Genomic DNA, 26,071 nt, shown 5'->3' with positions numbered 1-26,071 from the left:
TTGTTTTCAGGAGGCCAGATGAGCAAGCCCGTTTTTCCGCTAACCCGGCGGCGCTTTTTAACCGGCAGCGCGCTGCTGGGCGGCAGTCTGCTGCTACCGGGCAGCCTTTGGGCGGCCGGTTCGGACGCGCCGCAAACCCGAACGCTGCGGATAGGATTTATTCCCTTAACAGACTGTGCGCCGCTGGTGATGGCGGCGGTGAAAGGGTTCGACAGGAAACACGGCATTGCTCTGCAGCTGAGCAAAGAGGCGAGCTGGGCCGCGATACGCGACAAGCTGACCTCAGGCGAACTGGATGCGGCGCATGCGCTCTACGGCATGATTTACGGTCTGCAGCTGGGCGTCGCTGGCCGTGCGCACAAGATGGCGAATTTAATGACGCTGAATCAAAACGGGCAGGGCGTTACGTTGTCACGCCAGCTGCGCGAAGCGGGCGTCACCGACGCGGAGAGTTTACGCCGAAAAATCGCCGCCGCGCCCGCAGGCAGCTACACCTTCGCCCATACCTTTCCCACCAGCACCCACGCGATGTGGCTTTATTACTGGCTGGCGAACGCCGCTATCGATCCGATTAAAGCTATCCGCACGCTGGTGATCCCGCCGCCGCAGATGGTGATGAACATGAAAATCGGCAGCCTGAGCGGCTACTGCGTAGGCGAACCCTGGAACCAGCGCGCCATCAGCGGCCAGGTCGGTTTTACCGCCGCTACCTCGCAGCAAATCTGGCCGGATCATCCGGAAAAGATCCTCGCTACCCGCGCGGAGTGGGTCGAGGAAAATCCGGACAGCGCAAGGGCGCTTACCGCCGCCGTGCTGGAAGCCTGTCGCTGGATCGAGGCGTCGGACGCCAACCGCAAAGAAACCGCCCGCGTCATTGCCGGGCGCGCTTATCTCAACGTCGCGCCGGAAATTATCGAAGGCCGGATGCTGGGCCGCTACGAGGATGGGCTGGGCCGCAGTTGGCAGGATGCGCATCCGCTGCGCTTTTTTGGCGACGGCGAGGTGAACTTTCCCTGGCTCTCTGACGGCATGTGGTTTCTTACGCAGCAAAAGCGCTGGGGACTGCTGAAAACCGCGCCCGACTACCTGGGCGTGGCGCGCGAAATCAACCGTATCGACATCTATCGGCAAGCGGCGCAGGCGGTGGGCGTAAGCGTGCCTGCCGACGTGATGCGCCGCAGCACGCTGCTGGATGGAAAAGTTTGGGACGGCAACGATCCTGCCGCCTATGCCGACAGTTTCACTCTTCACTCTGGAGGTCAGTTATGAAAAATCAGGCCCGCACCGTGCCGCCGATCGCCGAAAACCCGCCGGTTGCCGCCCAGGTCATTCCGCTGAAAGTCCGTAAAAAACGGTCTTCCGGGCGCCTGCGTCCCGCTATGCGGCAGCTGTTTCCGGCGGCCTGCGGCATCGCGCTGCTGCTGCTGCTCTGGCAGATCGCTTCGCTGAGCCGTCAGGACTTCCCCGGCCCTTATCGCACCTGGCTGGCGGCGCGGGAGATCTTCGCTCATCCCTTTTACCACAACGGCCCGAACGACCAGGGCATCGGCTGGAATATCCTGGCCTCGCTGCAGCGGGTCGGCGTGGGGTTCGGGCTGGCGGCGCTGGTCGGCATTCCGGGCGGCTTTCTGTTGGGACGCTCGCTGTTTCTCAGCCGCATGTTCACGCCGGTTATCGCGCTGCTGCGACCGGTCAGCCCGCTGGCCTGGCTGCCGGTAGGGCTGCTGCTGTTCCAGCGCGCGGAACCCGCCTCCAGCTGGACGATTTTTATTTGCTCGATCTGGCCAATGCTGATTAACACCGCCGAAGGCGTCCGGCACGTGCCGCAGGATTACCTGAATGTGGCGCGGGTACTCAGGCTGTCGGAAGCCACGGTGATGCGCAAAATCCTCTTTCCGGCGGTGCTGCCGTCGATTCTGACCGGCGTCAGGCTTTCCATCAGTACCGCCTGGCTGGTGATCGTGGCGGCAGAGATGCTGACCGGCGGCATGGGCATCGGCTACTGGATCTGGAACGAGTGGAACAACCTCAACGTAGAACACATTCTGATCGCCATCGGCGTGATCGGCGTGGTCGGTCTGCTGCTGGAGCAGGCGCTGCTGCTGCTCGCCCGGCAGTTTTCCTGGCAGAGCAGCCGCAGAGGAGAGAGCTAATGCCGCACATTCTTGATATTCAGCAGGTCAGCCAGCGTTTTCACACGGCGCAGGGCGAATTTCTGGCGCTGGACAAGGTCAGCCTGGCGATAGCGGCCGGGGAAACCGTCAGCCTGATCGGCCATTCCGGCTGCGGCAAGTCGACGCTGCTGAACCTGATTGCCGGGCTGACGCTGCCGACGCAGGGCGTGCTGCTGTGCGACAACCGCGAGATCGCCGGGCCAGGCCCGGAAAGGGCGGTGGTCTTTCAGAACCACTCGCTGCTGCCCTGGCTGACCGCGCGGGAAAACGTGGCGCTGGCGGTCGATCGGGTATTCCGCGAGCAGAGCCGGGCCGAACGGCGCGACTGGATCGATCACAACCTGCAGCTGGTGCAAATGAACCATGCGGCGGAAAAGCGTCCCGATGAGCTGTCGGGCGGCATGAAGCAGCGCGTCGGCATCGCCCGGGCGCTGGCGATGAAGCCGCGGGTTCTGCTGATGGACGAGCCTTTTGGCGCGCTGGACGCGCTGACGCGCGCGCATTTGCAGGATGCGGTGATGGCGATCCAGCAGAAGCTCAACACCACTATCGTGATGATCACTCATGACGTGGATGAAGCGGTGCTGCTTTCCGATCGCGTGGTGATGATGACCAACGGCCCTGCGGCCAGGATTGGGGAAATCCTCACGGTGGATTTGCCGCGTCCGCGTTCGCGGGTAGCGCTGGCGGACGATCCGCATTATCACCAGCTGCGCCAGCAGATCCTGCGTTTTCTTTATGAAAAGCAGGCGGCGTAAGGAGCGGCGTATGGCAGAGCATCTGGTGGTGATCGGCAACGGCATGGCGGCAATGCGCACGGTAGAGAAGCTGTGGCAGCTCGCGCCCGAACGCTATCGCATTACCGTCATTGGCCGCGAACCGCTGGGCAACTACAACCGCATCATGCTTTCGCCGGTGCTGAGCGGCGAGAAAGCTTTCGCGCAAACGCTGCTGCATCCGCCCGAATGGTATCGGCAGCGCGGCATAACGCTACTGAGCGGCGAAGCGGCGCTGGCGCTCGATCTGCAAAACAGCCTGGTGACCACCGCGCGCCGTCGTCTGCGCTGGGATCGCCTGCTGCTGGCGACTGGCTCGCTGCCGTCCATCCCGACGCTTACGGGCAGCGATCTGCCGCACGTTACCGGCTTCCGCACGCTGGCGGATGTGGAAACCATGCTGAGCTGCGACGGCCCGGCGGTGGTGGCTGGCGGCGGCCTGCTGGGTATTGAAGCGGCGGCCGCGCTGCGGCTGCGTGGACGTCAGGTAACGCTGCTGCACCGCAACGGCTGGCTGATGGACAGGCAGCTGGACGCCAGAGCGGGCGAGCTGCTGCTGGCCGAGCTGCAGCGGCGCGGCATTGATTGCCGTTTGCAAACGCAGCTGACCGATATCGACGCCCACAGCGTCGGGTTAAACGACGGTAGCCGCCTCGCCGCCGCCAGCGTCATCGTCGCCACCGGCGTCACGCCGGATATCGCGCTGGCTCGCGAGGCGGGCATCCCTTGCGGACGCGGCATAGTGATTGACCGCCAGTGCCAGACCCGCATTCCGTCCGTGAGCGCGGTGGGCGAATGTTGTGAAATCGAAGGCGAAACCTGGGGACTGCTTGCGCCCTGTCTGGCGCAGGCGAAAGTGCTGGCGCATCGTCTTGCGGGTGTGCCCATCGCCGACTTTTACACCGAGGATATCGCCACGCGCCTGAAGGTGACCGGCGTCTCCGTATTCAGCGCGGGCGACCTCAGCGACGCTGCCGACCATCGCTCCGCCTGCTCGTTTGACCCGTTAAGCGGTCACTACCGCCGCCTGAACTTCGTCGGGGATCGCCTGAAAGGCATCCTGCTCTATGGCGACGTCAGCGACGGCGAACTCTTATTGCAGCAGATGCGCGCAGCGCAGCCGCTTTCCACGCGTGCGCTGCTGGATCCCCTAAACGCAACGCGGCCCCAGGCTGAAGGAAACAAAAGCATGAGCAAACCCACTTTAGTTGTCGTTGGCCACGGCATGGTCAGCCACCATTTTCTTGAACAGCTGGTCGCCAGCGGCCAGCACCGCAAATTCCATGTGGTGGTCTATGGCGAAGAGCGGCACGTCGCCTACGACCGCGTGCATCTTTCCGAATATTTTGCCGGCAAAGGGCACGCCGAGCTGTCGCTGGTGGCGGATAACTTCTTTGCTGAACACGGCATCGAGCTGCGCAGCCATTGCCCGATAGTCGCTATCGATCGCGAGCGCCGCTGCGTGCGCGAAGCCAGCGGCCGCGAGATGGCGTGGGACAAACTGGTGCTGGCAACCGGCTCGTACGCCTTTGTGCCGCCCATTCCTGGTCATGACCAGGCGGGCTGTTTTGTTTACCGCACGCTTGACGATCTGGACGCCATCGCCGTCAGGGCGCGCAAAGCCAGCAGAGGCGTGGTAATCGGCGGCGGTCTGTTAGGGCTGGAGGCGGCAAACGCGCTGAAGCAGCTCGGTTTGCAAACCTCGGTGGTGGAGTTTGCGCCGCGGCTGATGGCGGTGCAGTTGGATGACGGCGGCGCGACCCTGTTGCGGCGCAAAATCGAAGCGCTGGGCGTGACGGTGTTAACCAACAAGGCGACGCAAAGTATCAGCCCGCAGCCGGAAGGATCGCTGCGGCTCGACTTCGCCGACAGCGAGGCGTTGGAAACCGACCTGGTGCTGTTTTCCGCCGGCATCCGTCCACGGGATCAACTGGCCGCCGAAGCGGGACTGACGCTGGGGCCGCGCGGCGGCATCCTGGTCGACGATCGCTGCGCCACTTCCGACAAAGATATCTTTGCGATCGGCGAATGCGCGCTGTGGAACGGTCAAATCTTTGGGCTGGTGGCGCCGGGCTATCAGATGGCGCGCGTGTTGGCTGCCGTCCTGGCGGGCGAACAGGCCGCTTTCAGCGGTGCGGATATGAGCACAAAGCTCAAGCTGCTGGGCGTGGAGGTTGCCTCGTTCGGTGACGCGCATGGACGCACTGAGGGCAGCCAGAGCTATTACTGGATGAACGAGCCGCAGCAAACCTATAAAAAAATCGTGGTTTCGGCGAACGGCAAACGGCTGCTGGGCGGCGTGCTGGTGGGCGACAGCGGCGATTACAGCACGCTGCTGCAGATGATGCTGAACGCCATGCCGCTGCCGATCGCGCCGGAATCCCTGATCCTGCCCGGCACAGAACCGGCGAAAGCGGCCGGCGTGGCGGCGCTGCCAGAGAGCGCCCAGCTCTGCTCCTGTCACAACGTCAGCAAGGGCGACGTCTGCGCGGCGGTTAAGGCGGGCTGTAGCGACATGGGCGCCATTAAAAGCTGCACCAAAGCGGCGACCGGCTGCGGCGGCTGTACGGCGCTGGTCAAACAGGTGATGGAATACCAGCTCGCCCGCCAGGGCGTGGAGGTAAAGAAAGATATCTGCGAACACTTCGCCTGGTCGCGCCAGGAGCTGCATCATTTGATCCGCACCGGCGACATCAAAACCTTTGATGAACTTTTAGCGAAGCACGGAAAAGGCCTGGGCTGTGAAATCTGCAAGCCGCTGGCCGCCTCGCTGCTCGCCTCCAGCTGGAACGACTATCTGCTGAAGCCGCAGCATCTGCCTTTACAGGACACCAACGACCGCTATTTCGCCAATATTCAGAAAGACGGCACCTATTCGGTGGTGCCGCGCGTTCCCGCAGGAGAGATCACGCCAGCGGGCCTGATCGCCATCGGCCAGATAGCCGATCGCCATAACCTTTACTGCAAAATCACCGGCGGCCAGCGTATCGATCTCTTCGGCGCTCGGCTGGATCAGCTGCCTGAAATCTGGCAGGCGCTGCTGGCGGCCGGGTTTGAAACGGGTCACGCCTACGGCAAGTCGCTGCGCACGGTAAAATCCTGCGTCGGCTCGACGTGGTGCCGCTACGGCGTGCAGGATTCCACCAGCTTCGCCATCGCGCTGGAGAACCGCTACAAAGGGCTGCGCGCGTCGCACAAAATCAAAATGGCCGTTTCCGGCTGTACGCGGGAGTGCGCAGAGGCGCAAAGCAAAGATATCGGCGTGATCGCCACGGAAAAAGGCTGGAATCTCTACGTTTGCGGCAACGGCGGCATGAAGCCGCGCCATGCCGACCTGTTCGCCAGCGATCTGGACGACGCCACGCTGATCCGCTACGTCGACAGGCTGCTGATGTTCTATATCCGCACGGCGGATCGCCTGCAGCGTACCAGCGTCTGGCTGGACAATCTGCAGGGCGGACTGGACTATCTGCGCCAGGTCGTTATCGACGATTCACTGGGCGTCGCCGCTGAGCTGGAACAGGAGATGGCGCGCGTGGCGGCAAGCTATCAGTGCGAATGGCAAACCACGCTCGCCAGTCCGGATCGGCTGGCGCTGTTTCGCCCGACGCTCAATAGCGACCTGCCGGATGAAAGCGTGCAGTGGCGCCAGGTGCGAGGCCAAATCGCGCCTGCCGATCTGCCGCTGTCGGAGCGCGCCGCGCCGATTGAGGAAACCTGGACAGAAATCTGCAGCCTTGAGGATATTCCGCCGCAGGCGGGGATCGGCGCGCGACTGGGGCAGCGGCGCATCGCCCTGTTTCGCCTGAACGATCGGGTTTATGCGCTCGACGATCGGGAACCGGGCACCTCCGCCTGTGTGCTGTCACGCGGCATTCTTGGCGACAGCGAGGGCGAGCCGATCGTGATTTCGCCGCTCTATAAGCAGCGTTTCCGGCTGCGCGATGGTCAGGCGCCGGACAACAGCGGCCTGGCGGTGCGCAGCTGGCGAGTCAAAACCGAGGGCGGAAAAGTGTGGGTCGCCGCGCGGCAGCCAGCGCTTATCGAAGCGGTGACGCTATGAAAACCACCTGTCCTTATTGCGGCACCGGCTGCGGCGTGCAGATTGCGCCCGGCGGGGACGGCGGCTATCAGGTGGCTGGCGATAAGACGCATCCGGCTAATTTCGGCAAGCTGTGCGTAAAAGGCGCCGCGCTGGGCGAGACGCTGACGCCGCAGGGCAGGCTGCTTTATCCGCAGGTGGACGGTCAGCGAGCCAGTTGGGAAAAGGCGCTGGACGAGGTCGCCGATCGGCTGCGTCGGATCATCGCGGAGCATGGGCCGCAGGCGGTAGCCTTTTACGCTTCCGGGCAGCTGCTGACGGAGGATTACTACGTCGCCAACAAGCTGATGAAGGGATTTCTCGGCGTCGCCAATATCGATACCAATTCGCGGCTCTGCATGGCTTCGGCGGTGGTCGGCTACAAGCGGGCGCTGGGCGCCGACGCGGTTCCCTGCTGCTATGAGGATCTGCAGCAAAGCGATCTGGTGATCCTGGCCGGCTCCAACGCCGCCTGGGCGCATCCGGTCGCCTTTCAGCGGCTGGCGCAGGCGAAAAAAGCCAATCCGGCGCTTAAAGTCGTGGTGATCGATCCCCGGCGTACGGCGAGCTGCGATCTCGCTGATATGCACCTGGCGCTGAAGCCGGGCAGCGACGCGGCGCTGTTTGCCGGCGTGCTGAACTGGCTGGCGCAGCACGGCGGTATCGACAGCGCCATGCTGCCTTATCTTAACGGCGTGGAAGAAACCCTGAGCGCTGCCGCGATCTGGACGCCGCAGGCGGTAGCGGCATTCTGCCAGCTTAGCGTGGCGGAGGTGGTCGCTTTCTGTCGGCTGTTCCACGCTTCGCCGGAAGCTCTGACGCTCTACTGTATGGGCATCAACCAGTCCACCAGCGGCAGCGACAAGTGCAACGCCATTATCAATCTCCATCTCGCCAGCGGCAAAATCGGCAGAGCGGGCAGCGGCCCTTTTTCGCTGACCGGACAGCCAAACGCGATGGGCGGCCGCGAGGTTGGCGGCCTGGCGAATCAGCTGGCGGCGCATATGGGCTTCAGCGAGCAGGAAGTCGACCGGCTGCGGCGCTTCTGGGGCAGCCAGCATGTTGCCGACAAGCCTGGCCTTAAGGCGGTGGATCTCTTTCAGGCGATGGGGCGCGGCGAAATCAAGGCGGTATGGATTATGGCGACTAATCCCGCCGTCTCGCTGCCCGACAATCAGGCGGTGACGCAGGCGCTGCAGCAGTGTCCGCTGGTGATCGTCTCCGACGTCTGCGCACAAACCGATACCACGGCGCTGGCCGATATCCTGCTGCCCGCGCAGGGATGGGGCGAGAAAAACGGCACGGTAACCAACTCTGAACGACGCCTTTCTCGTCAGCGCGCTTTTGTCGAACCGGCGGGCGAGGCGCGGCCGGACTGGTGGATCCTGGCGCAGGTGGCGCAACGGCTGGGCTTTGCCGAGGCGTTCAGCTGGCGGCATCCGGCGGAGATTTTTCGCGAGCATGCCGCGCTCTCCGGCTTTGAAAATCACGGCGAACGCGTTTTCGATATCAGCGGCCTGGCGACCTTAAGCAATCAGCAATGGGAGAAGCTGGCGCCCATACAGTGGCCGGTAAACGCCCGCTTTCCCCAGGGCTGCGCCAGGCTCTTTAGCGATCGCCGCTTTTACCACGCCGACGGCAAAGCCCGGCTGCTGCCCGTCGCGCCGCGCCTGCCGGTGGCGAAGCCTTCAGCGGCTTATCCGCTGATCGCCAACACCGGCCGCATTCGCGACCAGTGGCACACCATGACCCGAACCGGTCAGGTGCCGCGCCTGATGCAGCATCGCAGCGAACCTTTTTGCGAACTACATCCACAGGACGCGGCGCGCTACGGCATCGGTGATGGCGATCTGGTGCGCGTGCAGTCGGCGCAGGGCTGGATCGCCTGCCGGGCGAAGCTGGAGACAGGGCAGCAGCCCGGCACGCTGTTTCTGCCGATGCACTGGAACCGGCAGTTTTGCAGCCAGGGCCATGTTGACGCGCTGGTGGCCGCCGAAGTCTGCCCGCAATCGGGCCAGCCGGAAAGCAAGCAGACGGCGGTCAGGCTCAGCCGCTGGCAACGCGACTGGGAAGCAACGCTCTGGTTGCGGGGCGACGCTCGTCCCGACAATCTCAGCTGGTGGGCGAAAATCCCGGAAACGGCCGCCACGCGCTGGCAGCTCGCCGGAGAGGGCGAAGCGGGCAGCTGGCTGCTTAAGCAGGCTTTCGTCAACGGGCTGCAGCTGCAGATAGCGGAGGCGAAGGGCGACTACTTTTATCTGCTGGGCTGGCGCGACGGCGAGCTGGCGCTGGCTTTTTTTAGCGGCGGCGACATTGATGCGCAAGCGGTAAACAGCGCTTTCGCCACGCCGCCGACCACGGCGGCCGAACGTTTTAATCTGCTGACCGGCCGCGCCGCTGGCGGCGGCCAGGGTAAAACCATTTGCAGCTGCTTTGGCGTCGGCGAGAAGGCGATTCTGGCCGCTATTGAAGAAGGCTGCCGCAGCGCGGCGGCGCTGGGCGACAAGCTGAAATGCGGCACCAACTGCGGCTCCTGTATTCCTGAACTGACTCAGCTGATTGCGCGTGAGCGCTCGGCTACTGCGAGGTAACTATGACGACGATCCTGCCTGCGCTGGATAAATTGCTGGCTTGCCGCAAGGGCGACGCCAAAGGTCATGTCTGGCTGGTCGGCGCCGGGCCTGGCGACGCGGATCTGCTGACGGTTAAGGCGCTGCGGCTGATTAGCGCGGCGGAAGTGGTGGTTTACGATCGGCTGGTCAGCGAAGAGATCCTGGCGCTGATCCCGTCCGACGCGCTTTGCATCGACGTCGGCAAAAAGCCGGGCTGCCACGCGATGGCGCAGCCGCAGATCGATCGGCTGCTGGTGGAGCTGGCAATGGCCGGGCAACGGGTCATCCGGCTGAAAGGGGGCGATCCTTTTATCTTTGGCCGCGGCGGCGAAGAGATGCTGGCGCTGCGGGAAGCGGGCATCGCCTGCGAGATCGTGCCGGGCATTACCGCCGCCACGGGCTGCGCCGCCGCTACGGGGATTCCGCTGACCCATCGCGGTCTGGCGCAATCGGTGCGGTTTATTACCGGGCACGGCAAAGAGGGAATGCCGGCGCTGGACTGGCTCAGCCTGCGCGATCCCACGCAGACGCTGGTGTTCTATATGGGACTGACCTGGTGCGAGGCACTGAGCGAAGAGTTGCGCGCCGCCGGACGTCAGGCCAATACGCCGGTCGCTATCGTGGAGCGCGGTACCCGAGCCGATCAGCGCGTCACTCTTACCTCGCTTTGCCAGCTGGCCGACACGGTCGCGCGCGAAAAACCGCAGTCGCCCGCGCTGCTGATCATCGGCGACGTGGTTTCGCTTTACGACGCCACCAGCACCTTCACGCCCAGCGCCTCGAAGGCGGCAACCAACTGCGCGGAGATGCCGCTGTCGGTAATCAGATAGTGGATATTGCTCCAGTCGCAGCGCAGCGCGAATATGGAAACCTTGCTGGTGGCTGTTCTGGCGTCCGGTGACGCGCGCTATATCAGCGGACAGACCATCAACGTCGACGGCGGACTGATTATGTCTTAGTCGTTGCCGAAGCGGCCAATCAGGCCAGCCGCGCCCAGCGCATGGCCTTTCAGCCTGCCGAACAGCGCCTCGCGCGTTAAGCCCTGTTCCAGCCCGTTCGCCGGTAAATCGGTGGCGATCAGCGTGAAGTTATAGTGATGCTGGCCGCTGCCGACCGGCGGACAAGGGCCGTGATAGTGCAGCGTGCCCGGCGAATTCTTGCCGCCCGTATAGCCTTTGCCGTCGGTCAGCTCGCCCTGCGCGAAGCTGGTGCGCTGAAAAGGAATGTTATAGGCCACCAGATGATCGACGCCCAGCCCCTTTGCGCCAACCGGATCGGTTATCACCAGCGCGAAGCTTTTGGTGCCTGCCGGCGCGTTATTCCAGCTCAGCGCAGGCGAAACGTTCTCGCCCGTACAGCTGGCGTTACCTTTAGCCGCGCCAGCGAATTTCTTCGCCATTACGTCGTTATCGTTGAAATCGGGCGAGCTAAGGGTGAACGGCGGCGCGGCGGCAGCGGTCGCGGCCGTCAACAGCAGGCTGGCGGCAAGCAGACTTCTTTTCATCAGCAGTTTCCTTATCAGACGGTTTGCGCAAAGCCTGGTCGATAAATCGCCGCTTCGCCAGCAACTTGCGGAAAAGCCACGGCGGGTGCCGCTGGCAAAACAAAAGTGTTAAGCTACCCTTTGGCTAAATTTGTGATCTGTATCTCATACTCAGAAAAGGGTTACCCAACGCTGCTAACGTGATGAAAAAATTTACCGCTGTTCTTTTTTTCGCCAGGAAACTGATTCCGACCGCGCTGCTGGCGCTCTCGCCCGCAGGCCATGCGCTGACTACCGAAACTCGCGTCGCCGAGGCGCCTTTTGACGATCCCGCCCGTTTCAGTCGCGAGCTGCCCGATTTGGGCAGCAGCGCCACGCCGAACGACGCGCTGGAAAAACGTATCGCCCAGGCGATGAAAAGCATCGGCGAAGCGAGCATGAGCAGCGACGACGATAAATCGTTGGGCAGCGAAGCCGGCGCCTGGGCGTTTAATCACTTTCGCGACGAGGCGGCGCGCCGTATAGAAGATGAAGGCCAGCAGCTGCTTTCTCCTTATGGACAGGCCAATATGTCGCTGCTTGTCGACAGTAACGGCAGCTTTGACGGCTCTTCCGCGCAGCTGATCACGCCGTGGCAGGACAACTACCAGTATCTTACTTTCAGCCAGCTGGGCATTGAGCAGACCAGTGAAGGCCTGGTGGGTAATGCGGGACTCGGCCAGCGCTGGCTGGCGGGCAACTGGCGGCTGGGCTATAACGCTTTTGTCGACCAGCTGTTTACCGGCAACCAGCAGCGCGGTTCGCTGGGCGCGGAGGCCTGGAGCCACTTTCTGCGCTTTTCCACCAACTACTATCAGCCGCTCTCGGGCTGGCGGCAGCGCTCGCTGAGCCAGGAGATGCGTATGGCGCGCGGCTACGATATCACCACGCAGGGCTATCTGCCGTTCTACCAGCAGCTTGGCGTTTCGCTCAGCTACGAGCGCTACCTGGGCGACAATGTCGATCTCTTTAACAACGGCACGCTGAGCAGCAATCCTTCCGCTATCGAGCTGGGCGTCAGCTACACGCCGGTGCCGCTGTTTACGCTGACCGCCTCGCACAAAACGGCGGACAGCGGTCAAACCCAGGATCAGCTGGGATTAAAGATGAATTATCGGATCGGCGTGGCGCTGAGCAAGCAGCTCTCTGCGGACAACGTGGCGGCGGCGCGTTCGCTGAGCGGCAGCCGTTTTGATGCGGTGACGCGCAACAATCTGCCGGTGATGGAGTACCGCCAGCGTAAAACCCTGTCGGTATTCCTGGCGACGCCGCCGTGGCAGGTGCAGCCGGGCGAAACGCTGCCGCTGAAGCTGCAAATCCGCCAGGCTAATCCGCTAAAGGCGATCGTCTGGCAGGGCGATACCCAGGCGCTGAGCCTGACGCCGCCGGCGGATAACACCAATCCCAACGGCTGGAGTATTATTATTCCGGCCTGGGACAGCTCGCCTGAGGCGAGCAACGAGTATCATCTGTCGGTGACGATAGAGGACAGCAGGCAGCAGCGGGTGACGTCCAACTGGATTACCCTGAAGCTAACGCCGCCGGTGACGCTGCAAAATCCCGACGCGGGCCAGTTTAACCTGCTGACGCCCTGAGCCGAACAGCGCGCGCTAAACTATTCGGGCGGCGGGTCGCCGCCTTCTTTCTTTGACTCACGGCTGGCTTATTATGATCGTTCGTCCGCATCGCCACTGGTTTATTCGGCTGTTCTCCTGGCACGGCTCCGTGCTGCCCGGCATCCTGTTCCGGCTTAGCCTGAACCTGCTGATGTCGGTGATCGCCATCTTCTGCCTGGACTGGTATGAAACGCTGGGCATTAAGCTGACGCTCGCGCCTTTCAGCCTGCTGGGGGTTTCCATCGCTATCTTCCTCGGTTTCCGCAACAGCGTTTGCTATGCGCGTTTCTCCGAGGCGCGGCAGCTGTGGGGCAGCCTGCTGATTACCTGCCGTGATATCCAGCGCCAGGTTCTGGCGATCTCGCCTGCCGACGCGCCGCGCATCGCGACGTTACTGCTGGCGTTTTGCTACAGCCTGAAGCATCAGCTTCGGCGCAGCGACGCGCAGGTCGATCTCCGTCGCTTTCTGGGCGATGAGGCAGATGACATTCTGAAAAGACGCGCGCGCACCAATATGATCGAACTGAAAATCTCTCAGTGGCTGGCCGACAAGCGCCGCAGCGGCGAGATCTCCGATATCGTTTACGCCCAGCTCGACAGCAGCATCCATCAGCTTTCGCAGGTTTTGGGCGGCTGTGAACGGCTGGCCAGCGTGCCGGTGCCGTTTGCCTACGGCCTGCTGCTGCACCGCACCGTATATCTTTTCTGTACGCTGCTGCCTTTCGCGCTGGTGCCGGATCTGCACTATATGACGCCGCTGGTTTCCGTATTTATCGCCTATAGCTTCCTTTCGCTGGATACGCTGGCGGAAGAGCTGGAGATGCCGTTCGGCTACGCCAACAACCATCTGCCGATGGATGCCATGTGCAGCAATATCGAGATCAATCTGCTGGAGATGAATAACCAGCGCGAGCTTCCCGACGCGCCGCTGCCCGATAAATATCATCGTCTGACCTGAAGCCCGGCCTGGCCGGGCGCTTCCCGCTGGGGCGTAACGCGCTTTTCTGGTGCGTTTGCGACGCTTTTCGCCGCCGGAACCTCTTCGCGATCACAAAAACAAGATTAACCTGTCAGGGTGCATAATCGTGCTTTTTTGCCGGCTCGCCAGCGCGTGCCGTCCGCTCTTTATTCACTTTATATGCAGTTAAAGTGAATAGGCGTCCTTGTTAACTTATTGATTTTACTTTTCACCCTTTTTTCTATGCATTTTTTCGCTGGCTGGCACAAAGCCTGCAACATAGAGTGAAGTACGCGGATTTAACATTATTTAAACTTTTAATTCACCTGCCGCGTCCGAGGAGCTTTCCCATGATGGTCATCCGTCCCGTTGAGCATGACGACCTGACGCAGCTGCTGGCGCTGGCCGGTCAAACCGGCGGCGGCCTGACGTCGCTGCCCGCCGACAGCGCGACGCTGAGCGCGCGTATCGAACGCGCTGTGCAAACCTGGCGCAACCAGTTACCGCAGGCGGAACAGGGCTATGTGTTTGTGCTGGAAGAGCAGGAGACACGCCGCATTATCGGCATCTGCGCCATTGAGGTGGCGGTCGGCATGCAGGAACCCTGGTATAACTTTCGTGTCGGCACCCAGGTACACGCTTCCCGCGAGCTGAACGTCTATAAAGCGCTGCCGACGCTGTCGCTCAGTAACGATCACTCCGGCTGTAGCGAGCTCTGCACGCTGTTTCTGCATCCCGACTACCGCAACGGCAAAAACGGCTATCTGCTCTCTAAATCCCGCTTTCTCTTTATGGCCGCTTTTCGCCAGCGTTTTATGCAAAAAGTGGTGGCGGAGATGCGCGGCGTCAGCGACGAAAGCGGGCAGTCCCCGTTCTGGGAAAGCGTAGGCAGCCGCTTTTTTTCCATCTCGTTCGCCACCGCCGACTATCTGAGCGGCATCGGCAAAAAGACCTTTATCGCTGAACTGATGCCCAGGCATCCGCTCTATATCGACTATCTCTCCGCCGAAGCGCAGGCGGCGATCGGCCAGACACATCCGCAAACCGCGCCCGCGCGCGCCGTGCTGGAAGCAGAGGGCTTCCGCTATCTGAACTACGTCGACATCTTCGACGGCGGCCCGACGCTGGAGTGCGAAATCGATCGCGTGCGGGCGATTCGTAAAAGTCGCTTGCTGAAGGTCGTTATCGGGCAGCCGGATGAAAACCTGCCGCTCTGCCTGGCGGGCAACGAGCGCTATGAGGATTTCCGCGCCGTGCTGCTGAATGCCGATCCTCATGCGGAAACGGTCGCGCTGACGTCGGAACAGGCGGCGATTTTACATTGCGGGCAGGGCGACAGCCTGCGCATGGTCACTCTGGGCTGCGAGGAGAAAAAAGCATGACCCATTTTATTAACGGCGCATGGCTGAGCGGCGACGGCGAATCGCTCAGCAAGCGGGATCCGGTTAACGGCGAACTTTTATGGCAGGGCAAAGCGGCCGGCCCGTTACAGATTGCGTCGGCGGTTGAGGCAGCGCGCGCCGCTTTCCCTGACTGGGCGCGTCGCCCTTTTGCTGAACGCGTCGCGGTGGCGGAGAAATTTGCCGTGCTGCTGCAGGAAAACCAGAAGGCGCTGGCGGAGGTTATCGCGCAGGAAACCGGCAAGCCGCGCTGGGAGGCGATGACCGAAGTACAGGCGATGATCAATAAAATCGCGATTTCCGTTACGGCTTATCAGCTTCGCAGCGGAGAAACGCAACAGGGCGAAAATCTGCTGCGACATCGGCCGCACGGCGTGCTGGCGGTATTGGGGCCATACAACTTTCCCGGCCATCTGCCGAATGGCCATATCGTACCCGCGCTGCTGGCTGGCAATACCATAGTGTTCAAGCCCAGCGAACAGACGCCCGCCACCGCTGAACAAACGGTAAAGCTCTGGCAGCAGGCGGGCCTGCCGGATGGCGTGATAAATCTGCTGCAGGGCGGCGGCGAATGCGGCAGAACGCTGACGCAAACCGAAGCGCTGGATGGCGTGCTCTTTACCGGCAGCGCGGCAACAGGTTATCAGCTGCACAGGCAGTTCGCCGGTCGGCCGGAGAAGATGCTGGCGCTGGAGATGGGCGGCAATAACGCGCTGATCGTCGAAGATCCGCAGGCGATCGACGCCGCCGTGCATATCGCCATTCAGTCGGCCTTTATCACTGCGGGCCAGCGCTGCACCTGCGCGCGTCGGCTGCTGGTGAAACGCGGCGCGCAGGGCGACGCTTTTCTGGCACGTTTGACGGCGGTGGCGGCGAAGATTGAGCCGGGCCGCTGGGATGCAGAGCCGCAGCCCTTTATGGGCAGCGTGATATCACCGCACGCGGCGGAGCATATCTATAGCGAATGGCAGGCTCGCGTAGCGGCGGGCGGACAAGTGCTGCTGCCGATGCGCTGGCCGGAACGCGCAAGCGCTCTGCTGACGCCGGGCATTATCGATATGACGGCGCTGCCGCTGCCCGATGAAGAGGTGTTCGGCCCGCTGCTGGCGGTGATCCGCTATGACGACTTCAGCGAGGCGATCCGCATCGCCAACGCCACGCGCTACGGACTTGCCTGCGGCCTGATCTCACCACGGCGCGAAGAGTTCGATCGGCTGCTGATCGAGGCGCGGGCGGGCATAGTCAACTGGAACAAACCGCTGACCGGCGCGGCCAGCAGCGCGCCTTTTGGCGGCGTCGGCGCTTCCGGCAATCATCGTCCCGGCGCTTTCTACGCGGCGGACTACTGCGCCTGGCCGCTGGCATCTATGGCTTCGGCTGCGTTAACGCTGCCCGCCGCGCTGTCGCCCGGCCTGGATTTCAGCACGGAAGGAGGAACGTTATGAGCGCACGCGAGGTTAATTTCGACGGTCTGCCCGGCTTAACGCATCACTATGCCGGTCTCTCTTTCGGCAACGAGGCTTCGGCCCGTCATCGGCACCAGCTTTCTAATCCCAAACTGGCGGCGAAACAGGGATTGCTGAAGATGAAGGCGCTGGCCGATATGGGCTTTGCGCAGGGCGTCATCCCGCCGCATGAAAGGCCGGATATCGCCGCGCTGCGCCAGCTGGGCTTTAGCGGCACCGAGGCGCAGGTGCTGGCGAAAGCGGCCGAACGGGCGCCGACGCTGCTGTCGGCGGTCGGCTCAGCTTCCGCCATGTGGGTCGCCAATGCCGCCACCGTTTCCCCTTCCGTCGACAGCGCTGACGGTCGCGTGCATCTCACCGTGGCGAACCTGAACAATAAATTTCACCGCTCGCTGGAGGCGCCAGTAACGACCGCGATCCTGCGCGCGATTTTCCGCGATGTCCGTCATTTCTGCGTGCATGACGCGCTGCCGCAGGTAGCGATGTTCGGCGACGAGGGCGCGGCTAACCATAACCGTTTCAGCGCGGGCTACGGCGAAGCGGGCGTGCAGCTCTTTGTCTATGGTCGCGAAGAGGGGAATGGCGGGCTGATCCCGGCGCGCTATCCGGCGCGGCAAACGCTGGAGGCAAGCCAGGCGGTGGCGCGGCTGCATCAGCTTGACGCGCAGCGCACGCTGTTTGCGCAGCAGAATCCGGCGGTTATTGACCAGGGCGTGTTTCACAATGACGTTATCGCCGTCAGCAACCAGCAGGTGCTGTTCTGTCACGAACACGCTTTCCTGCACCAGCAGGCGCTGTTCGACCAGCTGCGCGAAAGGCTGCCGGCCTTTACCCCCATTGTCGTGCCCGAGGCGCGGGTCAGCGTTGGCGACGCCGTTGCCACGTATCTGTTTAACAGCCAGCTGTTAAGCAAAGCGAACGGTAAAATGATGCTGGTGCTGCCGGAAGAAGCGCGTCGCCATGAAGGCGTCTGGCACTGGCTAAGCGAGCTGACGGAAGGCGGCATTATAGACGAGCTGCGGGTTTTCGACCTGCGCGAAAGCATGGGCAACGGCGGCGGGCCCGCCTGCCTGCGGTTGCGCGTGGTGATGAACGAGGCGGAGCTGGCGGCGGTCAATCCGGCGACGATGCTGACCGATACGCTGTTTACGCTGCTGAATGAATGGGTGGATCGCCACTATCGCGACCGGCTCTGCCAGGCGGATCTGGCCGACCCGCAGCTGCTGCAGGAAAATCGCGAAGCGCTGGATGAACTGACGAAGCTGCTAGACTTAGGGAGTATCTACTCTTTTCAACGCTAATCAGGGAGGAACGGGGCGCGCCGGGCTGAGCCTTCGCGCGCCGGTAGTCGCAGGGAACTATAATAAGGAGAACCTATGCAGGACTTTCTTCAGCAGACATTAAGCACAGAGCCGCCTGCGCGCGCTTCCGGCCGCAATGACCAGCTAAACTGGCAGTGGCTGGACGACGGCATTCTTGAACTCACGCCGCATCAGCCCTCTTCGCAGGCGCTTGTGATCTCGGCCGGCATCCACGGCAACGAAACTGCGCCCATCGAAATCATTAACCAGCTGGTTGGCGAGCTGCTGGCCGGCAAACGGCCGCTTCAGCCGCGCGTGCTGGTTATACTCGGCAATCCACAGGCGATCATCAGCGGCAAGCGTTACCGGCATTGCGATCTGAATCGCCTTTTCGGCGGCCGCTGGCAGCAATATGACGATCACCCGGAAGCACAGCGCGCGTGGCGTCTGGAGCAGGCGCTGGAAACGTTCTGGCAGGCAGGCTGCTCTGAGGAGCCGCGCTGGCACCTTGATTTGCATACCGCCATCCGTGGCTCCTGGCACAGCCGCTTCGGCGTGCTGCCGCTGCGTGAAACGCCGTGGCCGGACGATTTTATGCACTGGCTGAGCGCGGCAGGTCTGGAAGCGCTGGTGTTTCATCGCGCGCCGGGCGGCACCTTTACCCATTACAGTTCGCAGCACTTTAACGCCGCCAGCTGCACGCTGGAGCTGGGCCAGGCGCTGCCTTTCGGCCACAACGATCTGACGCAGTTTGGCGCCGCGCAGGCTGCGCTGGCCGCCGTGCTTTCCGGCGATCCGCTGCCGCCTGTAGAGGCAGAGCCGCTGCGCTATCGGGTATCGCAGCAGATTACGCGCTTCAGCGAAGCTTTCGTGCTGCATATGAGCCGGGAAACGCTGAACTTCACCGCTTTTCCTCAGGGCACGCTGCTGGCTGAGGATGGCGACCGGCGTAGCTACGTGCAGCAGGCGAGAGAGTACGTGCTGTTTCCTAATCCCGACGTGGCGAAAGGGCAGCGCGCCGGGCTGATGCTGGTGGAGGACAACGCCCATAACGAAACCAGCGGCAGCGGCTGAGCCTGACGGCGCCGACGGCGAGTGTGCCGTCGGCGCAAGCCTTACTTTTTCCTTTCTCGTTCCTGTCGGCTGTATTACACTCCTCCACAATTTCTGCATTAAACGCGCTATCGTCATATCTTTTTGCAATTCTTCACCTGAATCTTCGCATTCTCTCCATGATCGCCGCTTTTTTATCTTTTATGCTTTCAGGGCTTTACTCTCGTTCTGAGTACTTGACGTTCAGCGCAATAAACTGATTTCCGACATCACGACAACGCTGTCGTCACAGAAATGCAAAAGGAAAATAGAATGCGTAAATTAACTTCTCTGGTTGTAGCTATGACACTGGCAATGGGCGCGGCGAATATTGTGCACGCCGCAGCGGACAACATCACGCCGCCACCGGCAGGCGCGGATAAACCCATGATGCACAAGCCGCCTCGTCACGGCGGGCCACATGAGATGTTCAAAGGCCTGAAACTGACCGACGCGCAGAAAGAGCAGATGCGCACCATCATGAAAGAGGCGCATAAAGACAAACAGCGTCCTTCTCCGGAAGAGCGCCGCGAGCTGCACAGCATTATCGCTGCCGACAGCTTCGACAAAGCGAAAGCGGAAGCGCAGGCGGAGAAAATGACCGCCAACAGCAAAGAGCGCGCGCTCTCTATGCTGGAAACGCAGAACAAAATGTATAACGTGCTGACGCCAGAGCAGAAAAAAGAGTTCAACGCGAACTTTGAAAAACGTCTGACCGAAAAGCCGCACCACGGCGAGCCTCAGCCGCCAGCCGCTGAATAAGGCGCTTAACCGGGCGACAGCGTTCGCCCGGCAGGATAATCAAGACCGCCGACCTTGTTTATGACTTTCATGTTGTGAACAGCGTCGGCGGTTTTTTTACGTCTGCAGCGGGATGATGGGAAATTTACCGCTAAGGATCGGCTTACAGAGGATCTTGTAGCCGTCGCTGTCAAAGCCCTGCGGCGTCGAGGTCAGCTTGCCCGCGTCGCTGATATCATCCACCGACCCCAGGTAGAACCAGTTATTGATCACGTGGATCTGCGTTTTCTCCGGGCCTTCCTCCAACACGCCGACCGCCCCTTGCCACGGCCAGCACTGCACGCGCACGCGCTCCAGCGCGGCCAGCAGCCTTTCATGGTGCGCTTCCGGCGGCTCTTTGCCGCAGCAGGCGCCCGCGCAGCGGCCCAGGCTGGCGCGAAAACAGGCGCGGCCTTTGCTGACGTTCTCCAGCCCCAGCAGGCCAAGACAAAGGCGCTGCTCGTCGGCGATTTTCTGCAGCGTTTCCAGCGCGGAACGGCGGCTGGAGTAAAGGCCGAACAGGTTGGAAGTATGGGAAAAATCGACCTCTTTGGCGTAAACCACGCTGGGCTTGAGGTCGCTTATCAGCAGCGAACAGAGCTGGCGATTTTTACGCAGGCGCTTATTGAACAGCGGCTGCTGTACCTTGATCATCTGCGCTTCCAGCAGGAGCGCGCCCAGCTCGCCAGCGGTGGTGATATAGCTGACGTAGCGCGACTGGCGCAGCATTTTCGCCTCATCCGGCGTACGGAAATGGGACATCACGCGGCTGCGCAAATTCACGCTTTTACCGATGTAGAGCGGCAGGGATTCGCTGTCGCCGTGAAAGGTATAAACGCCCGGCAGGGAAGGCAGCCCTTCAAGCGAAGGCCGCAGATGCTCGGGATATTGATAAATTGCCGCCGGTTCAAATGACAGGCGATGGCTGGCTGTACGTCTGACCACATTGCACTCCGCTTACTGTTTGCTTATACAGTGTATCAGGCGCGCGCTGGATAAAAAAGAGTCGAATAAGGCTGAATGGCGCGGGAAGAGGGGAGAAAAACGGGCGATCTGAATATCGCCCGCCGGAACAGAGAGGTTATTTTTTCCAGAAATCATCAAAGACGGTGATCGGCGGACGGCGTTTGTGCTCGGTTTTCAGATACCAGCCCTCAATGATTTTCGCCGCGCTGTCATCGATTTTTTTCCCTTCCAGATACTGGTCGATCATCTCGTAGGTGACGCCCAGCGCCACTTCATCCTGCAGGCCAGGACGATCGTCCTCCAGATCGGCGGTAGGATGCTTGAGATAGAGATGTTCCGGACAGCCCAGCGCTTTCAGCAGCTGTTTGCCCTGACCCTTGTTCAGCCGGAACAGCGGATTGATATCGGTACCGCCGTCGCCATATTTGGTAAAGAAGCCCGTCACCGCTTCCGCCGCGTGATCGGTGCCTACCACCACGCCGGAAGTCATGCCGGCGATGCTGTATTGCGCCTTCATTCTTTCGCGCGCTTTCTCGTTGCCGCGCACAAAATCGGAAAGGGTAACGCCCGCGTCGCGCAGCGCTTTTTCGCTGGCCAGCACCGCTTCTTTGATATTGACCGTCAGCACTTTGTCCGCCTGGATAAATGTCAGCGCGTCCTGGCAATCCTGTTCATCCGCCTGGTTGCCGTAGGGCAGGCGCACCGCGATAAACTGATACTCTTTATTGCCGGTTTCCTCGCGCAGTTCGCTGATAGCGAGTTGGCTCAGCTTGCCGGCCAGCGTGGAGTCCTGACCGCCGCTGATGCCCAGCACCAGCGATTTAATAAACGGGTAAGCCTTCAGGTAAGCTTTCAGAAAGTCGACGCTGGTACGGATTTCCTGCTGCGCATCGATAGTGGGTTTCACTCCCAGCGCTTCGATAATTTCCTGTTGCAGAGCCATTTATCTCTCCTCAGATGTAGTGTCGGGGCAGTTGCGAAAGTCGCTGTTTTAAAACTAACGCGCCAGGCGCGAAACAACAAGGCGGAAGCCGATGTTTACACGCCTTTTGCTGATTATTCAGGCTTTTTCGGTTTTTGCGCCAGAAACACAAACATAGCGATCGCCAGCATATAGCAGCCGAAGATAGTGGCGGTCATAGTCAGCACCGAGGTGCCGCCGATGCCCGTTACCGGCACGGCGATGCCGCCCAGCGTAAACATCACCACGCCCAATACGGCGGAAGCGCTGCCCGCGCGATGCCCCTGACTCTGCATCGCCAGCGAGGCGGCGGCAACGCCAACCGCGCCGTTGCTCGCTACGCTAAAGAAGAGCGCGACCAGCACCAAAGGCAGCGCCGCGCCGCTAAGGCCAGCGAGGAACAGGCTGGCGGAAGAGACGAAAGCCAGCACCAGCGCGCCTTTAACCACGCGATATTCGCCCCACAGCGGACTGAGTCGCGCGCTGGTTTGCGAGGCGATAATCAGGCCGATGCCGTTGGCGGCGAAGCAGAAGCTGAACGCCTGCGGCGACAGGCCATAGAGCTGCTGCAGCACAAAAGGCGAAGCGCCGATATAGGCGAACATGCCAGCCATCATAAAGCCCTGAGTCAGGCAGAAGCCCATAAAAGGCCGGTGCGTGATGACCTGTCCCAGCGCGGCCCAGGCGGAAAAAAGGCTGCCCTGGCTGCGCCGCTCCGGCGTCAGGGTTTCGCTCAGCTTTACGCGCGCCAGAATAAACAGCAGCAGCGCGATGGCGGCGATAACCATAAACAGGCCGCGCCAGCTGAGCAGCGCCATCAGCGCGCCGCCCAGCACCGGCGCGGCGACCGGCGCCAGCCCGTTGACCAGCATCAGCAGAGCGAAGAAGCGCGTCAGATCGTGGCCGCTGTACATATCCCTGGCGATAGCGCGTGAAAGCACCGCGCCGCCCGCGCCGGAAAGCCCTTCAAACAGGCGTGCCAGCAGCAGCTGGTGGATAGTTTGCGCCATCGCGCAACCAACGGAAGCGATCAGCAGCAGCGCCAGCGACAGCAGCAGCGGTTTGATACGGCCATATTTGTCGCTCATCGGCCCGAAAATCAGCTGGCCTGCGCCAAGACCGATCAGACCGGCGGTAAGGCTGAGCTGAGCGGTGGCGGTGGGCGCGGCCAGATCGCTGGCGAGCGCGGGAAGGGCAGGCAAATAGAGGTCGATGCAAAGCGGCCCGAGCGCCGCCAGCAGGCCAAGCGTAATGGCGTAGCCAAAACGGTTAGGGTGTGCAGATGTCATTAATCTTCTGTCCTGAAAAGTAGTGTGTTGATTTGTTGATAAAGGGTGTAAAGGCGATCTGCCGACGCTTTCTGCGGCGTCAGACGACGCCAGGCGGTACCTTCCGTCAGCACCGCCATGACCTCCACGCAGGCGCGAATAGCTTCGTCGCTCATTTCGGGATGGTCGCGCTTCACGTTCTGGCAGGCCTGCGTAAACATACGGTTATCCGCTTCCGCCATCATGCGGGCGACCACCGGATTGCGCGTCGCTTCCGCCGCGACTTCCCTCATCAGCGCTTCGTCTTCCTCATTCAGCGCGTGACGCCAGGCGAGCAGGCGCGGCAGATCCGCTGTGGCCGTCTCTTTGATATGCTGCAGGCGGGTGTCGATAATACGTTTCACCATCTCTTCGATGATGGCGTCTTTGCTGACAAAGTAGCGATAGATCTGACCCACGCTGAGCTGCGCCTCGGCGGCGAGCTGCGCCATACTGGCCGCATGAAAGCCTGACTGGCGGAAGCAGCGCCGGCCAGCGGCGATAATCTCATCCTGGCGTTGACGATGGCGGGCCTCGCGGGCCGGGTTTGCTCTGCTCATACGGCGGGCCTTATTAAAAACGATAGCTGGTAAATGAGAATGAACGTTCATTCTCAGAGGCGGTATTATAAGCCGCTTTGTCGCGATGCGGTAAGCGTTTTGTCCCCCTCTTTTTTCTTCCATAAAATTGATAAATCAGCATTTATGATCCAAGCTTAAGGCGACATGGACAATAAATGAGGAATAAAAATCATGAATAAGGTAACAGGATTTATCGGTGCGGCAGTGGCGCTTGCTGTATTATCCGGCTGTACGGCCTATGACCGTGCGGAAAGCTACGTCACCAAACCTGTCGTCCAGGATGTGAAGAAGGGCATGACTCGCCAGCAGGTTCGTGACATCGCCGGGCCGCCTTCTACCGAAATTACGATGGTTCACGCTCGCGGCACCTGCCAGACCTACGTGCTGGGCCAGCGTGACGGCAAACAGCAGACCTATTTCGTCAGCTACAGCGATACTGGCCGCGTGATGAACTACGGCTTCCAGAGCTGTAAAGAGTACGACACCGACCCGCAGGCCGGTCAGTAAGCTTACCGCTGTAAAGAAAAAACCGGCCCAGGCCGGTTTTTTTACGTCTGATGCCTGCTGCCTTACAGCCCTGGCGGTCTTGGCACTTCCAGATAGCGACCGTCGATATCGCGACGATAGTAGTGGCCATCCTGCACGTAGAAGCGTTCGCCGCTGTAGTCGAGCGCACGCATCTCGCTACCGTAACGCTCTGCTGGCGGCTGAACCACCACGTAGGTGTTATCGTTCTGACGCTGATAATAGTTGCCGTTAAGCGCGTAATAGGTCAGGCCGCCGATAATGACCGCCGCTGCCGCTTCCGGCAAAAAGGAGAGCCGTCCTGGACCGCGACCGCGATCCCAGCCTGGACCGCGATCCCAACCGTGGCCGCGATCCCAGCCCGGGCCCCAGCCGCCGGGATGCGCTGAAACCAGCGCGGGCGACAGCAGCGTTAAGGCGAACAGCGCACTCATCACCTTTTTCATACAGTTTCTCCTGGTTCTCACTGCGAATAACATTACGCCGGGCCAGTGAAAACGCAAGAGGCAAGCGCGGGCTATTGCGGCTTGCTTACACTGCTTAACGTATTCTTAACTCAGCCTCCATGTTCACTGCCAGATCTGGCGCGGATGTGGCGCTCAGCTTCTTCTCTGGCTGCAGCAGCAGCATCGCCAGCATACTGCCGAAGGCGATTGCCGCCGTGGCGCTGAACATGGCGTTATAGCCGAAGTGCTGCGCCAGCCAGCCGCTCAGCATCGGCGAGATAATCGAGGCCAGATTGGCGATCGCCAGCGTCATGCCGCTGTAGGTGCCGACCGTGGATTTCGGCGTGACGTCGATCACCACCGACCAGTAAACGTTGTTGACCAGCGCGTTTAGCGCGTTGCCCAAAGTCATCAGCAGGATAATTTCCGCTGCAGAACTCATCAACGGAATGGCCATAAAACAGAGCGCGGTGCAAAGCAGTCCGACAGCGGCGAAGAGGTTGCGCGCCAGCCGCAGATTGCCGGTGCGCCGCAGCAGCGTGTCGGCGATTTTACCGCCCAGCAGCACGGTCACGCAGGCGCCGCTCCAGGGGATCATCGCCACGTACCAGAGCGAATGCAGATCGTAGTGGAAGCTGTCCTGCAGATATTTCGGCCCCCAGGTGACCAGCGTAAAAGTGACATAGAGAAAAGAGAAATAGCCCAGCGCGTTACAGACCAGCGTGCGGCTGGTAAAGAAGCGCCACCACGGCAGGCGCGGCCCGGTCGCGCTTTGCTGCTGGCCTTGCAGGATCAGCTCGCGTTCCGCCTGGCTGGCGCGCGGCTGCTGCAGCGGCGTATCGGTAAAGATGCGCGCGAAAATCAGCATGGCGAGCAGGGAAAACACGCCTAACAGGATAAACATCATTCGCCAGTCATTGGTTAACAGCAGTAGCCCGACGGCGATCGGCGCCGTTAACAGCGCGCCAACCTGGGTACTCAACAAACCTATGCCCAGCGCCATGCCGCGTTCGTTGTCGGGCGCCCAGTGCGCAATGGCTTTATTCATCAGCGCATAGGCCGGGCCTTCGGCAAAGCCGAAGAGGATACGCATCACGGCAAAGCCCATAATAGCGGAGCCGCCAAACAGCGCCACGCCGAGTTCGCCAGCCCAGGCCGTCGCGATCTCCAGCAGCGACCAGAGCACGCCCGCCAGCAGCCAGACTTTTTTCGTGCCCAGGCGATCCGCCAGAAAACCGCCGCAGAGCGAGCCGAACAGGTAGCCAAAGCCGAAGTAGCTCAGCACCACGCCCAGCTCGGTCTTACTGAAATGAAATTCGCCGGAGATGGCATTGGCGGCGAAGGAGAGCGCGCCGCGATCGATATAGTTGATCAGCGCGATAAAAAACAGCATGGCGAAAATGCGGTAGCGATAGCGGGTGTCGACTCTCATGGATCTTCTCCTGAACAACGAGTTGTTATCAGAGAGAAGCAAATTTGGTGCCACGGTTCGCGAAAGCCGTTTTAT

Annotated in this window: 21 protein-coding genes and 1 pseudogene; 15 read left to right on the top strand and 7 right to left on the bottom strand. The window is 61.3% G+C overall.

Annotation, left to right across the window (positions count from 1 at the left end; genetic code table 11):
• The first annotated feature begins 18 nt into the window (after positions 1-18).
• The 7 genes and pseudogenes from MKZ79_RS06260 to MKZ79_RS06230 all read left to right on the top strand — a co-directional run.
• Positions 19-1,269, top strand: coding sequence for a CmpA/NrtA family ABC transporter substrate-binding protein (locus tag MKZ79_RS06260; RefSeq protein WP_336140754.1), 1,251 nt, complete (start codon positions 19-21; stop codon positions 1,267-1,269).
• The gene (gene ntrB / locus MKZ79_RS06255) at positions 1,266-2,153 is read left to right on the top strand and encodes a nitrate ABC transporter permease (protein WP_336140753.1); all 888 of its coding nucleotides are present in this window, start codon (positions 1,266-1,268) and stop codon (positions 2,151-2,153) included. Before MKZ79_RS06260 ends, ntrB begins: the two co-directional genes overlap by 4 nt.
• Positions 2,153-2,932 carry an ABC transporter ATP-binding protein gene (locus MKZ79_RS06250; protein WP_336140752.1) on the top strand — a complete coding sequence of 260 codons (780 nt, stop codon included), beginning with the start codon at positions 2,153-2,155 and terminating at the stop codon, positions 2,930-2,932. The genes ntrB and MKZ79_RS06250 overlap by 1 nt, the downstream gene beginning before the upstream one ends.
• A gap of 10 nt (positions 2,933-2,942) precedes the next feature.
• Positions 2,943-7,013 (top strand): nitrite reductase large subunit NirB, encoded by a 4,071-nt coding sequence (gene nirB / locus MKZ79_RS06245; protein ID WP_336140751.1) that lies wholly within the window; start codon positions 2,943-2,945, stop codon positions 7,011-7,013.
• The gene (locus MKZ79_RS06240) at positions 7,010-9,622 is read left to right on the top strand and encodes a nitrate reductase (protein ID WP_336140750.1); all 2,613 of its coding nucleotides are present in this window, start codon (positions 7,010-7,012) and stop codon (positions 9,620-9,622) included. Before nirB ends, MKZ79_RS06240 begins: the two co-directional genes overlap by 4 nt.
• Before the next feature lie 2 nt (positions 9,623-9,624).
• Complete coding sequence (cobA, locus tag MKZ79_RS06235) at positions 9,625-10,473, top strand: uroporphyrinogen-III C-methyltransferase (protein WP_336140749.1); 849 nt, start codon at positions 9,625-9,627, stop codon at positions 10,471-10,473.
• A 45-nt stretch (positions 10,474-10,518) separates the two neighbouring features.
• Positions 10,519-10,602, top strand: a pseudogene (locus MKZ79_RS06230) (SDR family oxidoreductase); the annotation flags it as partial.
• Here MKZ79_RS06230 and MKZ79_RS06225 read toward each other — a convergent pair.
• Entirely contained in the window at positions 10,599-11,147 is a 549-nt protein-coding gene (locus tag MKZ79_RS06225) for a YbhB/YbcL family Raf kinase inhibitor-like protein (protein WP_336140748.1), read from the bottom strand. The pseudogene MKZ79_RS06230 and the gene MKZ79_RS06225 sit on opposite strands and share 4 nt — an antisense overlap.
• A gap of 182 nt (positions 11,148-11,329) precedes the next feature.
• Here MKZ79_RS06225 and MKZ79_RS06220 point away from each other — a divergent pair, with 182 nt between their 5' ends.
• From MKZ79_RS06220 to spy, 7 genes are all read left to right on the top strand, one after another.
• Positions 11,330-12,760, top strand: a complete 1,431-nt coding sequence (locus tag MKZ79_RS06220; protein WP_336140747.1) for a YchO/YchP family invasin — start codon at positions 11,330-11,332, stop codon at positions 12,758-12,760.
• Between the two features lie 73 nt (positions 12,761-12,833).
• On the top strand, positions 12,834-13,739 hold the full coding sequence (locus MKZ79_RS06215; RefSeq protein WP_336140746.1) for a bestrophin family protein: 906 nt from the start codon (positions 12,834-12,836) through the stop codon (positions 13,737-13,739).
• Positions 13,740-14,089: 350 nt separating this feature from the next.
• Positions 14,090-15,121, top strand: a complete 1,032-nt coding sequence (gene astA, locus MKZ79_RS06210; RefSeq protein ID WP_336140745.1) for an arginine N-succinyltransferase — start codon at positions 14,090-14,092, stop codon at positions 15,119-15,121.
• Positions 15,118-16,584 (top strand): succinylglutamate-semialdehyde dehydrogenase, encoded by a 1,467-nt coding sequence (gene astD, locus MKZ79_RS06205; RefSeq protein ID WP_336140744.1) that lies wholly within the window; start codon positions 15,118-15,120, stop codon positions 16,582-16,584. The genes astA and astD overlap by 4 nt, the downstream gene beginning before the upstream one ends.
• Entirely contained in the window at positions 16,581-17,906 is a 1,326-nt protein-coding gene (gene astB, locus MKZ79_RS06200) for an N-succinylarginine dihydrolase (RefSeq protein WP_336140743.1), read from the top strand. The genes astD and astB overlap by 4 nt, the downstream gene beginning before the upstream one ends.
• Before the next feature lie 75 nt (positions 17,907-17,981).
• A complete protein-coding gene (gene astE / locus MKZ79_RS06195) occupies positions 17,982-18,980 on the top strand; it encodes a succinylglutamate desuccinylase (protein WP_336140742.1) in 999 nt (332 codons plus the stop codon).
• A gap of 291 nt (positions 18,981-19,271) precedes the next feature.
• A complete protein-coding gene (gene spy, locus MKZ79_RS06190; protein WP_336140741.1) occupies positions 19,272-19,760 on the top strand; it encodes an ATP-independent periplasmic protein-refolding chaperone Spy in 489 nt (162 codons plus the stop codon).
• Between the two features lie 96 nt (positions 19,761-19,856).
• On the opposite strand, the gene cho is transcribed toward spy, so the two are convergent.
• From cho to MKZ79_RS06170, 4 genes are all read right to left on the bottom strand, one after another.
• A complete protein-coding gene (gene cho, locus MKZ79_RS06185; protein WP_336140740.1) occupies positions 19,857-20,723 on the bottom strand; it encodes an excinuclease Cho in 867 nt (288 codons plus the stop codon).
• A 136-nt stretch (positions 20,724-20,859) separates the two neighbouring features.
• Positions 20,860-21,687, bottom strand: a complete 828-nt coding sequence (gene nadE / locus MKZ79_RS06180; RefSeq protein WP_336140739.1) for an ammonia-dependent NAD(+) synthetase — start codon at positions 21,685-21,687, stop codon at positions 20,860-20,862.
• Positions 21,688-21,800: 113 nt separating this feature from the next.
• Positions 21,801-22,994 (bottom strand): multidrug effflux MFS transporter, encoded by a 1,194-nt coding sequence (locus tag MKZ79_RS06175; protein WP_336140738.1) that lies wholly within the window; start codon positions 22,992-22,994, stop codon positions 21,801-21,803.
• Positions 22,994-23,572, bottom strand: coding sequence for a TetR/AcrR family transcriptional regulator (locus MKZ79_RS06170; RefSeq protein ID WP_336140737.1), 579 nt, complete (start codon positions 23,570-23,572; stop codon positions 22,994-22,996). The genes MKZ79_RS06175 and MKZ79_RS06170 overlap by 1 nt, the downstream gene beginning before the upstream one ends.
• A 192-nt stretch (positions 23,573-23,764) precedes the next feature.
• Between MKZ79_RS06170 and osmE the strand changes: the two genes are divergently transcribed.
• Positions 23,765-24,100 (top strand): osmotically-inducible lipoprotein OsmE, encoded by a 336-nt coding sequence (gene osmE, locus MKZ79_RS06165; protein ID WP_336140736.1) that lies wholly within the window; start codon positions 23,765-23,767, stop codon positions 24,098-24,100.
• A gap of 62 nt (positions 24,101-24,162) precedes the next feature.
• On the opposite strand, the gene MKZ79_RS06160 is transcribed toward osmE, so the two are convergent.
• Both MKZ79_RS06160 and MKZ79_RS06155 read right to left on the bottom strand, forming a co-directional pair.
• Positions 24,163-24,564 carry a DUF6515 family protein gene (locus tag MKZ79_RS06160; protein WP_336140735.1) on the bottom strand — a complete coding sequence of 134 codons (402 nt, stop codon included), beginning with the start codon at positions 24,562-24,564 and terminating at the stop codon, positions 24,163-24,165.
• 94 nt (positions 24,565-24,658) lie between these two features.
• Positions 24,659-25,996, bottom strand: a complete 1,338-nt coding sequence (locus MKZ79_RS06155; protein WP_336140734.1) for an MFS transporter — start codon at positions 25,994-25,996, stop codon at positions 24,659-24,661.
• Positions 25,997-26,071: the final 75 nt, after the last annotated feature.

It is taken from the genome of Erwinia sp. CGal63 (genome assembly GCF_037026505.1).
GTDB lineage: Bacteria > Pseudomonadota > Gammaproteobacteria > Enterobacterales > Enterobacteriaceae > Erwinia.
The sequence above is the reverse complement of the archived record's forward strand: the minus strand, read 5'-3'. Positions and strand labels throughout refer to the sequence as shown.